The organism is Mucilaginibacter terrenus (assembly GCF_003432065.1).
Classification (GTDB): domain Bacteria; phylum Bacteroidota; class Bacteroidia; order Sphingobacteriales; family Sphingobacteriaceae; genus Mucilaginibacter; species Mucilaginibacter terrenus.
Map to the genome: position 1 here is coordinate 192416 of NZ_QWDE01000003.1, position 12566 is coordinate 204981.

Below are 12566 nucleotides of genomic sequence, written 5' to 3' on the forward strand. Positions count from 1 at the left end.
ATCAGCAACAATGAAAAAAATCCTCACCCTGTTATTTGCTTTAAGTGTGCTTGCAACTGCCAAAGCGCAAACCGCCGACGATGTTTATAACGAATACCTCGACTTTAACCTGGCCCGCTTGCAGGGTGAAACGGTAAAGGCCATGGATCTGGGAGAGAAGATTGTACCGGATGCTGCCAAACTAACGGATAAGGCGCGCATCAACTTCTACTACTCTATTGGTAAGTTGTACGAGGACGACAGCCAATCTGTAAAGGCGCAGGCTTATTATGAGAAGGTAGCAGCTGCCGTGCCTAATTATTACGTTGTACAAAGGGCGCTTGGTTACATTTACGCAAAAAAAGCGGAAGACATTGCCGACCAGCTGAACGCTGCTAAAAACAATGCCGCAGAGAATAAACGGCTTACTGCTTTATACACCACGGCGGTAAAAAAAGCCCTGCCCTGCCTGGAGAAAGCGCAGGCCTGCGACCCGGATGAGGATACACTAAAGCGTATAAAGGTTTTCTACAAAAACATTAACGATACCCAGGGTGCAGCCGGTTTAAACATACGCCTTGCTGCACTATCTAAAAACTGCATTGATCTGCTGGATGATAAATAGTTAAAAGTTGAGCACTTTACCCCGCCTTGGGTAGATCAGGTTCATCTGCCTTTCCTCGTTAGCATAGTTGAGCTGAGTTTTAATTTTGGTGATGGTTTTGTATGGAGGTTTAAGGTGCGTAATCACCACGTTTAATCCTTTAAGCGACGTACCGGATATACGGGCTAACTCATCCAGTTCGTTCATCAGCAAACGCGGCGTTAAATGCCCAAAAAGCGTTTTATCCGGCTGCTCGTTAGGGAAGCTTACCTCTATCATTATAGCTTTAAGTTTTCCGGCTTTTACCAGTGGCGCTACAGCTTCCCACAAATGCTGCAGGTTTTGGCTTTTTTCAATTTCATCAGCACCGGTGTCCCCCAAGTAAAGCAGGTAATCATCATTGCTGCGCACCAAAAAAGCAGTACTTGTTAAATTGGAGTGTGCCAGCGGAAATGCTTTTACCTGCATAGTAGTGTTGGCAGCAGGTAGTTCTGCACCTGGTTCCATTGGCACATAGTGATATTTTTTAAGCTGTGGTTTATCGCCGTCATCAGCAAAGTTTGCCCAGCTTTCCCAACTGAAATAGTGCTTTTTAATTGTTTCCAGCGTGCTGGCAAGTCCATAAATGTTTTTTGAGCTATCCTCAGGCGAGTTGATGATCATGCCGGCGAGATGATCAAGGTGGCCGTGGGAAATAAAGTACCCCTGTATGTAATCTTTAAGTACCTTTTCGCCGCGTACATCAAAAGCTTTGTTCTTAACAGCCTCTTCTATCCCCGCGTGCAAGGTACCGGCATCCAGGCAAATGTACTTGTCTGATCCTGCCGGCGCTACCATATACGCGGACAGATTGCGTTCATCTATCCCGCCCAAAACACCAAGCGGCACCACCCTGAATGATGTTCCAGATGAAACTTCTTGAGTAACCGTCCTGCTGCGCGTTTTCTTTTTACGATGCTGCGCATTTGCAAACAAGGGCAACAATAATATAAGTAGTGGTATAATAAACCTGCGTGAGTTCATGAGCATTAATGTAAGTGTCCAAAAATAACGATCAATTTTACAGAACCGCACATTTGTATTTACTTTGCTGTTATGAAAGCCAGTCAAATTGCCGCTAAAGCTGTGGTACGTGTATTTTTCGCCCTAATATTACTGGCGTTGGTTATGTTCATTAATGGCGACCGCACCAAATTACAGCACATTTACCTGGCGCCAAAACACCTGTATACGCTGGTGGCTCCGCTATTACTTATTATCGGTTTTATTACGCTGTTGGTGCTGTGCTCCGTTAAAAAGTACACCAAGCCCGACCTGAACTGGCTGTTGGTGGTAAACACTGTAGTGTTGTTGGTATACCTGGGCACACTATTTTTTGCAGTACAAAAGTTGCTTGTGTAAGGTTACTCTGTTTTCATTTTCTTCTCGGCGGACTTCTTGTACTCGTAATCGCCCCCCATCAGGTAACCCCATGGTTTAAGGATGTCTACACGGTCAAATATGATCTTGAATATTGCGATTACCGGGATAGAAAGAAACATACCCGACAGCCCCCAAAGCATCTCGCCAAGAATGATGCCCATAAAAGTGATCAGTGCGTTTAACCGCACTTTAGAGCCTACTATCGCGGGGAGAAGAAAATTAGCATCTACAGCATGTATCCCTACTACACTAATGCCAACAGCAAGTGTATTACCCAATGTACCGGTTGCGAAAGTAATAAGGCAGCTTAACAGCAAGGCGGAAAATATGCCCAGGTAAGGGATAATGTTGAACAGGCCAACTATGAGCCCCAGCAAGGCAGCATATTTTATCCCGATGATCCAGAAGGCAGTTACGGCAACTGCAGAAACTATTATCATCTCCAGCAGCAACCCCGTGATGTACTGGCGCAGTATCTTTTGCACATTTTCTACTATATCTACCACCACGTGCGAATCATCATCCTCGAAAACTGCAATTACGAATCTAAAAAGCAAGCGCCTGTAAAACAGTATAAAGAAGGTGAAGATCATGATGAAAACATAGAACAACACCAGCGACGATACTGCACCAAAGGTAGTACCAAGCACAGCACCACCGGAAGCTAATATCTTTTGGGTGCCGGTATGGATATAATCCAACTGCTTTGTGGTGTTGATATGGAAAGCCTGCTGAACCCACTCCTGCAGGTCATACAAGGACTGATCTACCTGCTTCTTCAGCATTGGCCAATCGCTCGCCAGGTTAGATACCTGCGCCCCAACCAGGTACAATATACCGGCTATAAAGCTTACAAAAAGGATAATGGCAATGAAGGATGACGCGCTGCGCGGCAGTCTGAGCTTACGTTCCAAAAAGTTAGATATAGGCAGCAGCAAAACGGCAAATAGAAAACCGAACAACAATGGGTCGAGTAGCTCTTTCGCTATAATAACCAGGTAACCCATTATACAGAAACCTATAAGCACAAGTGCCAGACGTTGGTAAAAGGGGGCAATAATTTTTTTAACGGGCATAAGCAGGGGTAAAAAATATATGAACGTTTAACTTAGCACATAATACGCATTTTGTGGTAAGTATATTAACAAATACGCAACGCGCTATACTAACCGTAAAACGGTAAATAGGTTGTAACTATTCTTAATTGATTTTCGACTTAAGAGCAAGAGCACACTGGCGCGCTTAAAATTGCAGCTTTTTGGCAGCAAAACATCTTACAATATGACCGGACCAAATCCTGACACCCGTTATCCTTTACAGCCCTACCAGAACCTGGTGTTCCTGAAGAATTTTATTACCCGCCCCAATATTGTAGTGGGCGATTATACCTACTATGACGATTTTGATAATCCCGCCAACTTTGAAAAGAATGTGCTCTATCATTTCGACTTTGTTGGTGATAAACTGATCATTGGAAAATTTTGCGCCATTGCCTCCGACGTGAAGTTTGTTATGAATGGTGCCAATCATGAAACCTCGCCGATATCAACTTTTCCCTTCGCTATATTCAGGAACGGTTGGGAGAAAATCAGCGAAGGGGTTGATATAGCTGATAAATACCCAATTAAAGGTGACACAACTATTGGCAACGATGTATGGATAGGTTACAATGCTACCATTATGCCGGGTGTAAAGATTGGCAATGGTGCGATTATAGCCTCTAAAGCGGTTGTTACCAAAGATGTACCTGCGTATGCCATTGTTGGCGGCAACCCTGCGCAAGTTGTACGTAAACGCTTTGATGATGAGCATATAGCCCGGCTGGAGAAAATTGCATGGTGGAATTGGAGTGCAGAAAAGATAACAGCAAACCTGCTGCTTATTAACTCTGGTGATATTGACGCGCTGGAGAAAGCCGCAAGCTAAACTGGCAGGCAGTTTGCATGGTTAACATTAACTAATACATACTACCATGGCAAAGTATTCAAAAAAAGCAAGCGAGAAAGTGGAAGAAACCATGCACGAAATGAAAGAAGGCAAACTGAAAAGCGGAAGCGGTAAAAAGGTAACGAGCAAAAAACAGGCAGTAGCAATTGGTTTGTCGGAGGCCCGTAAAGAAGGGGCTAAAGTGCCTAAAAAGAAAGATTAATAAAGAACACTACAATTTACCGCAGATGGTGCCTAAACCGTTTGCGGTAAAACTATTCTGTATAAAAGGCAGCGGCTATCCAGTCGTTAAGTTCTCCTTTTTTCTCAAGCTGAATTAAATTCTCCACGTCGTCATCCTTTCGCTTTTTTGGCTCACTATTGTATTTATCAATAAGTGCTTTCAGGGCAGTTACATTAGCAGCATTTAAGTCAAAATCATGCTTGTGCTGTAAGGAGTATTTAGAGAACTGCGCCATGTATATAAAACCCAATTGCGGGTTTCGGTCAGACAGGCTCATAACAGCCTCTGTAAGTTTGATAGTAACAGCAGGTGAGCCCTTTGCCCATTTCAGTAGGAACTGCGTGGCCGCATCCATTTTCTGCGGCGAAGACGACCATGGCGTTTGCTGCAGCCAGTCTGCGGTTTTAATTACCTCGGGTTCGTACCGCTCGTAATCAGCATCTGTTTTAAGCACATAATTTTTGGGCACCTCATAGCTTTGGGCAAAGGCCCTTGCCGATGCAAACATCAGAAAAAACAAAAAGCCGGTTACCTTATACATGCAATGGTTTTAACGCTAAGATACTCATTGATTGCTATTTGATGGTGAAAGAATCTATAATTTTCATCAGCACCACAGCTTCATCAATTGTACAAGGATTTGGCCCCTCGTCCTTAAAAAACGCAATTATCTTCTCGATCATTGGCTGCTGTATATGTTCAGGATGCGTAAAGTTCATGGTCTCTTCACCCGCATCAGTTTTGACACTTACCCAAGTACCAAAAAACGGGAAAGTTATTTTGCCCTTATTACCCACAATTTCGCAGGTATCTGCCATTTCACTTTCGGCAACGTTAAAAGCCCAGTTGCCGTTAACTACAATACCGCTTTTAAACACAATTGTGCCGCTTACATTATCATCCGCCGGGCTCATGTTTGCCTGGTTAAGGCTGTACCCCGTATAGTGTACAGGTTCGCCAAAGAAGTACAGCATCAGGTCCAGCTGGTGTGGTGCCAGATCATGAAAGTACCCACCGCCGGAAATCTCCGGGTCAAGCCGCCAGTTGGTTCCCGGGTATGTTGGTACCTTAGGCTCGCGGTTCTGCCACATACGTATTTGCACGGTACGTACCTTGCCCACAATATTGTTCTCCAATAATTGCTTTACATGCAAAAACATAGGCAGGGCACGGCGATAATGCGCAACAGTCAGCTTTGCACCGCTTTCATGCACAACCTTTGCCATCGTTTCCGCCTCAGCAGCATTGCGGGTAACAGGTTTTTCAACGTAGACATTCAACCCTTTTGCAATAGCACGCTCCGCATACTCCAGGTGCGATGATGGTGGTGTAGCTATAGATACAGCGTTCACCTCAGCATCTGTAAGTAACTGTTCGGCATCGCTGTACCACCTCGGCACGTTGTGCCTGCGGGCGTAGTCAGCCGCCTTTTCGGCATCGCGGCGCATTACAGCTACCAGGCCGCTATCTGCTATTTTGTTGTAAGCCTGGCCGCTTTTACGTTCAGTAACGTCGCCACAGCCGATAATACCCCACTTAATTGCACTCATTTTGTTGTATTAACTGATCATGGCCAGCAACTCTTCATCGCTGATGATCGGGATGTTTAGTTTTGTTGCTTTTTCCAGTTTAGACGGACCCATGTTGTCGCCCGCTACCAGAAAGCTGAGTTTTGCCGAAATGCTGCTGAGTATCTTGCCGCCGTTCTGCTCAATAATATCTTTGAGCTCGTCGCGCGAGTACTTTTCAAAGGTGCCGGAAATAATAAAGTTCTGTCCGGAAAGCTTCTCGCTTGCCAACGTTACTTCTTTATCCTCTGCAATAAGCTGCAATCCCGCCCTCCGAAGCTTTTCTATCTCCTCACGATGAGTTTCATCCGCCAGGTAATTAAATAGGCTTTCCGCAATCCGGCCGCCTATCTCTTCGGCGGCGGTAAGCTCCTCAACCGAAGCGGACATTAACTTATCTATTGTTTTAAAATGTGCTACCAGCTTTTTGGCAACAGTTTCTCCCACAAAGCGAATCCCCATGCCGAACAGTACTTTTTCAAAGGGTTGTTGTTTAGAGCGCTCGATACCGTCAAGCATGTTGTTTATCGACTTTTCGCCGAAACGCTCCAGGCCTTTAAGGCCGTCACGCTTATCTTTAAGCGTATATAGATCACTGATGTGCCTGATGAAGCCTTTTGTATAAAGCATGTCAATGGTCTCATCGCCGAGGCCATCAATATTCATCGCCTTACGGCCAATAAAGTGCTGCATTTTACCTACAATCTGCGGCGGGCAACCTTCATCATTAGGACAATAATATGCTGCTTCTCCTTCCTGTCGCAGCAATTCTGTATTACATGCCGGGCAATTAGTTATATAATAGACGGGCTTTGCATCCGGCTTTCGTTTATCCAGGTTTACGCTGATGATCTTGGGAATTATTTCCCCGCCCTTTTCAACATAAACCGTGTCGTGCTCATGCAACTGCAAGCGTATAGTTATCTCATCAGCATTATGCAGTGTAGCGCGTTTTACGGTAGTGCCTGCAAGCAGCACCGGTTTAAGGTTAGCTACAGGAACCACCGCACCTGTACGCCCCACCTGGTAAGTGACAGCTAACAGCTCTGTTTCTACTCTTTCTGCTTTGAATTTATAAGATATAGCCCAACGAGGCGATTTAGAAGTAAAGCCCAGCTCCTGCTGCTGAGAGTAGTTATTTACTTTGATAACAATGCCGTCGATATCATAGCTGAGATTATGCCGTTCTGTGTCCCAGTATTTAATGAACTCCAGTACACCGCTAATGTCTTTTACTAACCGGCTATGGTCATCTACATGGAAGCCCCACTCCCTTACTGCTTCGAGGCTTTCCCAATGTGTTTTAAAGAGCAATTTTTCGGTGTATAAGCCATATAGAAAACAGTCCAGCGGACGGCGGGCCACCTCAGCAGAGTCCTGTAACTTCATAGTGCCCGATGCAAAGTTGCGCGGATTAGCATAAGGCACCTCGCCATTGTCTACACGCTCTTTGTTCAGCCTCTCAAACGCTTTCAGGTGCATGAAAACCTCACCCCGGATCTCGAAAAGGTCCGGGTAGTTGCCCTTTGCAAGTTTCTTTGGAATGCTGTGGATGGTACGTACATTGGTGGTCACCTCGTCGCCCTGGGTGCCATCACCGCGGGTAACTGCCCGAGCTAATGCACCGTTTTCATAGGTGAGGCTCATTGACAGGCCGTCGAACTTAAGTTCGCATACGTATTCAAAATTGTCTCCTATAGCCTTGCGGATCCGCTGATCAAAATCAATCAGCTCCTGCTCGTTATAGGTATTCCCTAACGAAAGCATGGGCCAGCGGTGCTTTACCGTAACAAACTCTTTGGTAATATCGCCACCTACCTTTTGGGTAGGTGAATCGGGGTCGGCGAAATCTGGAAATTGCTTCTCGAGCTCGCTTAGCTGCTTTAATTTTTGATCGAAATCAAAATCGGCGATGGTAGGCATAGCCAGCACATAGTAGTTATAATTGTGCTGTTTAAGTTCGGCGGTTAGCGACTGTATCTTCTCTTTGGCTTCGATAGGCGACATGGTAGCGAAGATAATTTTTTTGCCTGAATACTACATTACCCGTGTTTTACAAATAACAAAAGTGATAATGGCTAAATCAATACTTTACACTTACTACTACGGGGTAATGATCTGAAGGTACGCGACCATGGTAGGTATTTGTCAGGATTCCATAGCGCAGTACCTTAAACTGCTTAGTCACAAAAATGTGATCAATCCGCTTATCGCCTGCTGTAGTTGCATCAAAGGAGTTGAAAGTATTGCTGGGCGCCAGCCTTACCGGGGATAGCACATAGGAGTCCTTTAGCACACCGGAGTTGTTGATTACCGCGTAGCTGTCTGATGTTTGATCTACATTGAAATCGCCGGTAAGTATTACCGGCATGTTGGCCGGCATTTCCTTTATCTTTTGCAGGATCAGTTTAGAACTTTCGCTTCTTGCTACCACGCCAACGTGATCCATATGCAGGTTGAACATGTAAAAGGTAAAACCAGATTTTATTTCTTTGAACTGCACCCAGGTACATATTCGTGGTAACGCGGCGTCCCAGCCCTTGTTGGGTTTATCAGTTGTGGTTGATAGCCAGAAATTGCCGCTCTTCAGAACTTTAAATCGGTCTGATTTATAAAATATGGCCGAGTGTTCGCCGCCGTGCTTGCCATCATCACGACCTGCACCTATCCATTTGTAACCCGGCAAACTATCGGTAAGTTCGTTTAACTGATGATACTTGAGCTCCTGGGTACCAAAAACGTCCAGATCCTGAAACTGAATTAACTTTGCTGCCCAGGGAAAACGCTGCCCCCAACCATTGCCGGCAGTAGAGTCGCCTGCGTTGGAGTAACGAAGGTTGTAAGTGCCGATATTTAGTTGACGCGATTGCCCGAAAACGGTTCCGGCAGCTATAAGCAATGCAAAAAAGGCTATTTTGAATTTCATAGGTTATAAGTGTATTATTTAAACGAAGCATGTCGCGTTTAAACTTCGCCTTCCCTTTTCCGTACAAACCATTCGGTACTCAGGAATATTAGTAACAGGCCAAATATCCACTTCAGGTCAATCATGTCGCTGTAGCGCTTGTCCTCATAAACAACCGTTTTGATGTTTTCGTTTTTGCGGATGAGATCAGCAAGCTTGCTTATTTCTGATGGATAAAGCATCTGCCCACCCGAACGCATCGATATGGTGCGCAACAGCTGGTGGTTAGCAGCACTTTGCCGGGCCTCCAAGTTCAGTGGTCTGATATTGATCTGCCCGCGCGCGATAAACTGTTGCTTTCCATTTTTAGCCGTAGCCGTGTAGCTGTACTCGCCAACCGGCAAGGCACCTGCATTCAGTTGATAGCTTTGGCCACTACGAGTGAACAAAAAGCTATAACTCTTGCCCGTGCCGCTCTTCAAATTAATACTCACATCAGGTGTGTTCACCAGTTCAAGCGCATCGTTATAAAGCTCAGCATTTAACAAAACATTCTCACCTTCATCAAACACGTTTTTGGCCGGGTACACTCTGAAACGTTCCCGGTTAGCATTTGCAGTAAGGTATTGCACCGCCTGCCCAAATAACTCTTCCATTGCGTGGTGATTACCATACTCGCGGTACTCTGCCAGCTGCCAGCGCCATAGGCCTTCACCTGCCAGGGCTGCGGTGCGTTTACCGCCTTCGTCGCTAAAAGCCAGCAACGGGTATCCGGCAGCAACGTTGCCTATCTTTTGCTTAAGCAATACATTTGCGTTACCTATAGTTTCATAGCTTCCGTATGCTGTTAATAGCGGCGGTAATTTGGCTAGCTTGTTTTGGCTGGAATCTGATAATGTAAATGCTGTAAATGAAGGTACCAGCTGTGCAAACACCTCCTGCTCGTCGCCACGGGAGACTTTAATACGAATGATCTTCTGCGCGTTATTAAACGCCCCAACGTCGCCCTGTGCACCTGCTATAAACCACAATGGCATTCTGGCAGACAGCAGCTTTTGTGCTTTACTGTAACCCGCTGCGGATAACTGGTAAAGAATAGCCAGGTTTTGGTCCGCCACATTTACGTTGCCCAGTTCATCAGCAAGCACCGCTTTTACCTCGAAGTTTTTGTTTGCCTCTATGGATTGTTTTATAGAGCTTACGTCTGGATGAGGGCCTTCATACACCAGCAACACTTTTTGCCGGGCATCCAGCACCTCCACGTAAAAGGTCTCCGTATTGTTTTGTACGGATAGTTCATTCTTTACCGGTGCGATACTTACCGCAAACTTTCCGATGCCTTTTTTATCGGCATTTAGTTTTATTGGAATGATCTTCCTAAATGCAGCAGACGTTACGGCAATAGTTTGTGATGCTATCTGCCGGCCGTCTTCAGCAACTGATAAGCGCATTTGTTCCCCGTTACTTTGGTAGGCTTCGGCAAGTATCTCCACCTCAAAGTCGTTGCCGAGGAAAGCCGTTTTGTTGTAAGTAACATTACCAATAAGCAAGTCGCGGCGGGGTATGGTGTCGCCCAGGGCTATGGCGTATATACTGCTTTTAATGTTGCGGGCTTCGTACTGCGGATCGGCCCCAAGATTATAAAGCCCATCTGTAGCCAGTACCATCGCGCCCACATTCTGGTTCGCGAACTGATCATTCAACTGGTGCAGCGCGCTGGAAATATCCGTATGTTTACCGTTGTAGGTATTGGAAAGGTTATCGTGCAGGTTCTTGTCGAAGCTAAACTCATGTACCTCGTAATCGTCGCCAAGTTGCTTTTTAAGGGAACTTAATGCGGACACAGGTAACGATGAGGCTTTACCAAAGAGCTTTATGGATTCTGACCTATCCTGCACAACCAGTATTACCGGCTTTTGTGGCTTGTAACTTACCGAGCGGATGAGCGGCGATACCAGCAGCAACCCCAAGCAGGCAACCACTACTGTCCTTAGTGCAAACAACGCATATCGTGCGCCACGTGTAAGCGTTACCGGCTGACGGTACATTAACCACGCGTATGCCAGGCCGAGCAACACGCAGGCGGGTACCCACCAGCCCGAAGCAGCACCCCAGGTAACAGAAAATAACAACTGACAGACGTAAGCCGGATTGTGCGTAAAGCCCATTATTAAACCTTACCCGCAATTTGCGAATTTATTGTGAGCGCACGAACATAATTTTCTGCCACAGGGTGTACAAGTGTTTCGCTTTGCAAAACCGAAACACACGAAACAGCTAAAATATCTATATGCTTGTTTAACAATATGTTGTATAACAACCCGAAACAGTCGCCATACTTTAGCGACAACAGGCAAACTACTGAAAATTAGCTACATGGAAAAGAATATGCTATTTTGAAGCATCCATGCGAAACACCTGCAGCGAAACACTTTTAGCAATGACCAAGCCGTACTGTACCAGACGGTATCACATTTATAGCTTAACAATGCTGATGCGAACCGGCCCTTTTATATGATCTACATCTACCGGCTCCCCCTTTTGGGTGATAATCACTTTGCCCTCCTTTTGCAGTTCAATGGCAGCGTCCCTTACTTCCTGCATGTGATTTCTCCAGTCAGCAGGGAACATTTGCCGAGCTATCTCTGACGGGCAGGTGCTTTTGTTCGGGCCACGTTCAGTGGCTTTGGTGAGGATAGTTTGAGAGATGTTCAATTAAACTTGTTTACTACCATGAACAACCGCCATCGTACTGGTCTTGTTTCAGTACCCCAGCCTAATGCTATAATGAGTGCACATGCTCCAAGTTATTCTTTTCAGTGTATAACAATACCTTCCAATGATGATGAACGCCAGTGATGTACTTTTTCTTTTTCCGCAAAAGAAAAAGTACCAAAAAGAAAACTCGCGGCGGTGCCAGCTTGCTTTAAAGTTTCTACTGCTGCAATGCCCTGCTAACCGCAACCTGCCAAGGCCGCATAACATATAATTTGTTCTGTTAGTCGCTACAGGTCTTCGCCAAAAACAAAAAAGCCAAAAGCCCTTCTCAGAACTCTTGGCTTTCAGCTTTATGCTTTCAGCTTAAATTACAACATTCCGCCGTCTACAGGAATTACCTGTCCGGTGATGTAAGCTGCCATGTCTGATGCCAGGAAAACGCAGGCATTTGCTACATCTTCAGTTTCGCCGGCACGTTTCAGCGGGATAGCTGCTGCCCATCCTTCTACTACTTTAGGATCCAGTACTTCGGTCATCTCTGTACGGATAAACCCAGGTGCAACCACGTTGGTGCGGATGTTACGTGAGCCTAACTCTTTTGCTACTGATTTAGAGAACCCGATGATACCTGCTTTTGACGCCGCATAGTTGGCCTGGCCTGCATTACCCTGCACACCCACAACCGAACTCATGTTGATGAACACACCCTGGCGTGCTTTCATCATGATCTTGGAAGCTGCCTTGGTTACGTTGAATATCGATTTCAGGTTTACGTCCAATACTTCATCCCATTGGTCTTCCGTCATGCGCATCAGCAGTCCGTCTTTAGTTATGCCGGCATTGTTAACTACAATGTCCAGCTTGCCAAAATCGGCTACGATGTCGTTTATCAATTTTTCGGCTTCGTCAAATTTAGAAGCGTCGCTGCGGTAGCCTTTAATTGTGGTACCATGTGCCTGCAACTCCTGCTCCAGCGCCTGCCCTTTTTCTACCGAAGACAGGTAAGTAAACGCTACGTTTGCGCCATGCTCGGCGAATTTCTCCGCTATTTTGCGGCCTATTCCTTTAGATGCGCCGGTAATCAGCGCTGTTTTTCCTTCTAATAATTTCATAATCTAAGCTATGTTTTTTGGACGCCGTGAAGGTAACGATTAAGTGGGAAAGACGGAAAAACTCTGTATACTACGCTGTGCCCTTGCC

General features: G+C 45.7%; 14 protein-coding genes. 5 read left to right on the plus strand and 9 right to left on the minus strand.

The genetic code is table 11. The features are described from left to right. Positions 1–10: 10 nt before the first annotated feature. A complete protein-coding gene (locus tag DYU05_RS16170; protein WP_117384180.1) occupies positions 11–604 on the plus strand; it encodes a hypothetical protein in 594 nt (197 codons plus the stop codon). On the opposite strand, the gene DYU05_RS16175 is transcribed toward DYU05_RS16170, so the two are convergent. Continuing rightward, positions 605–1606: an MBL fold metallo-hydrolase gene (locus DYU05_RS16175; RefSeq protein ID WP_117384181.1), complete on the minus strand. Its 1002-nt coding sequence runs from the start codon at positions 1604–1606 to the stop codon at positions 605–607. A gap of 72 nt (positions 1607–1678) precedes the next feature. Here DYU05_RS16175 and DYU05_RS16180 point away from each other — a divergent pair, with 72 nt between their 5' ends. Continuing rightward, the gene (locus DYU05_RS16180; protein ID WP_117384182.1) at positions 1679–1984 is read left to right on the plus strand and encodes a hypothetical protein; all 306 of its coding nucleotides are present in this window, start codon (positions 1679–1681) and stop codon (positions 1982–1984) included. Between the two features lie 2 nt (positions 1985–1986). Here the strand turns inward: DYU05_RS16180 and DYU05_RS16185 are convergent, their stop codons facing one another. Beyond that, the gene (locus DYU05_RS16185; RefSeq protein WP_117384183.1) at positions 1987–3081 is read right to left on the minus strand and encodes an AI-2E family transporter; all 1095 of its coding nucleotides are present in this window, start codon (positions 3079–3081) and stop codon (positions 1987–1989) included. 205 nt (positions 3082–3286) lie between these two features. On the opposite strand from DYU05_RS16185, the gene DYU05_RS21470 reads away from it, so the two are divergent. Continuing rightward, positions 3287–3931, plus strand: coding sequence for a CatB-related O-acetyltransferase (locus DYU05_RS21470; protein WP_117384184.1), 645 nt, complete (start codon positions 3287–3289; stop codon positions 3929–3931). Between the two features lie 46 nt (positions 3932–3977). Then, on the plus strand, positions 3978–4154 hold the full coding sequence (locus tag DYU05_RS21170; protein WP_165852094.1) for a DUF6496 domain-containing protein: 177 nt from the start codon (positions 3978–3980) through the stop codon (positions 4152–4154). A gap of 52 nt (positions 4155–4206) precedes the next feature. Here DYU05_RS21170 and DYU05_RS16195 read toward each other — a convergent pair whose 3' ends face one another. The 6 genes from DYU05_RS16195 to DYU05_RS16225 all read right to left on the minus strand — a co-directional run bounded on the left by DYU05_RS16195 (position 4207) and on the right by DYU05_RS16225 (position 11363). Further along, positions 4207–4716 carry a hypothetical protein gene (locus DYU05_RS16195; RefSeq protein ID WP_117384185.1) on the minus strand — a complete coding sequence of 170 codons (510 nt, stop codon included), beginning with the start codon at positions 4714–4716 and terminating at the stop codon, positions 4207–4209. A 34-nt stretch (positions 4717–4750) separates the two neighbouring features. Further along, a complete protein-coding gene (locus DYU05_RS16200; protein ID WP_117384186.1) occupies positions 4751–5725 on the minus strand; it encodes a Gfo/Idh/MocA family protein in 975 nt (324 codons plus the stop codon). Between the two features lie 9 nt (positions 5726–5734). Beyond that, positions 5735–7750: an NAD-dependent DNA ligase LigA gene (gene ligA, locus DYU05_RS16205; RefSeq protein WP_117384187.1), complete on the minus strand. Its 2016-nt coding sequence runs from the start codon at positions 7748–7750 to the stop codon at positions 5735–5737. Between the two features lie 76 nt (positions 7751–7826). Continuing rightward, a complete protein-coding gene (locus tag DYU05_RS16210) occupies positions 7827–8669 on the minus strand; it encodes an endonuclease/exonuclease/phosphatase family protein (RefSeq protein ID WP_117384188.1) in 843 nt (280 codons plus the stop codon). A gap of 38 nt (positions 8670–8707) precedes the next feature. Continuing rightward, the gene (locus DYU05_RS16215; protein WP_117384189.1) at positions 8708–10816 is read right to left on the minus strand and encodes a glycosyltransferase family 87 protein; all 2109 of its coding nucleotides are present in this window, start codon (positions 10814–10816) and stop codon (positions 8708–8710) included. 307 nt (positions 10817–11123) lie between these two features. Beyond that, the gene (locus DYU05_RS16225) at positions 11124–11363 is read right to left on the minus strand and encodes a DUF3253 domain-containing protein (protein WP_205771911.1); all 240 of its coding nucleotides are present in this window, start codon (positions 11361–11363) and stop codon (positions 11124–11126) included. A gap of 124 nt (positions 11364–11487) precedes the next feature. Between DYU05_RS16225 and DYU05_RS21175 the strand changes: the two genes are divergently transcribed. Next, positions 11488–11637, plus strand: coding sequence for a hypothetical protein (locus tag DYU05_RS21175; protein ID WP_165852095.1), 150 nt, complete (start codon positions 11488–11490; stop codon positions 11635–11637). A gap of 97 nt (positions 11638–11734) precedes the next feature. On the opposite strand, the gene fabG is transcribed toward DYU05_RS21175, so the two are convergent. After that, entirely contained in the window at positions 11735–12478 is a 744-nt protein-coding gene (gene fabG, locus DYU05_RS16230) for a 3-oxoacyl-[acyl-carrier-protein] reductase (protein WP_117384191.1), read from the minus strand. Positions 12479–12566 lie beyond the last annotated feature (88 nt).

Excerpts from the sequence above, each read along its gene's own strand:
- DYU05_RS16170 (WP_117384180.1), top strand. The coding sequence starts at position 11 with ATGAAAAAAATCCTCACCCTGTTATTTGCTTTAAGTGTGCTTGCAACT.
- DYU05_RS16175 (WP_117384181.1), bottom strand. The coding sequence starts at position 1,606 with ATGAACTCACGCAGGTTTATTATACCACTACTTATATTATTGTTGCCC.
- DYU05_RS16180 (WP_117384182.1), top strand. The coding sequence starts at position 1,679 with ATGAAAGCCAGTCAAATTGCCGCTAAAGCTGTGGTACGTGTATTTTTC.
- DYU05_RS16185 (WP_117384183.1), bottom strand. The coding sequence starts at position 3,081 with ATGCCCGTTAAAAAAATTATTGCCCCCTTTTACCAACGTCTGGCACTT.
- DYU05_RS21470 (WP_117384184.1), top strand. The coding sequence starts at position 3,287 with ATGACCGGACCAAATCCTGACACCCGTTATCCTTTACAGCCCTACCAG.
- DYU05_RS21170 (WP_165852094.1), top strand. The coding sequence starts at position 3,978 with ATGGCAAAGTATTCAAAAAAAGCAAGCGAGAAAGTGGAAGAAACCATG.
- DYU05_RS16195 (WP_117384185.1), bottom strand. The coding sequence starts at position 4,716 with ATGTATAAGGTAACCGGCTTTTTGTTTTTTCTGATGTTTGCATCGGCA.
- DYU05_RS16200 (WP_117384186.1), bottom strand. The coding sequence starts at position 5,725 with ATGAGTGCAATTAAGTGGGGTATTATCGGCTGTGGCGACGTTACTGAA.
- ligA (WP_117384187.1), bottom strand. The coding sequence starts at position 7,750 with ATGTCGCCTATCGAAGCCAAAGAGAAGATACAGTCGCTAACCGCCGAA.
- DYU05_RS16210 (WP_117384188.1), bottom strand. The coding sequence starts at position 8,669 with ATGAAATTCAAAATAGCCTTTTTTGCATTGCTTATAGCTGCCGGAACC.
- DYU05_RS16215 (WP_117384189.1), bottom strand. The coding sequence starts at position 10,816 with ATGGGCTTTACGCACAATCCGGCTTACGTCTGTCAGTTGTTATTTTCT.
- DYU05_RS21175 (WP_165852095.1), top strand. The coding sequence starts at position 11,488 with ATGATGATGAACGCCAGTGATGTACTTTTTCTTTTTCCGCAAAAGAAA.
- fabG (WP_117384191.1), bottom strand. The coding sequence starts at position 12,478 with ATGAAATTATTAGAAGGAAAAACAGCGCTGATTACCGGCGCATCTAAA.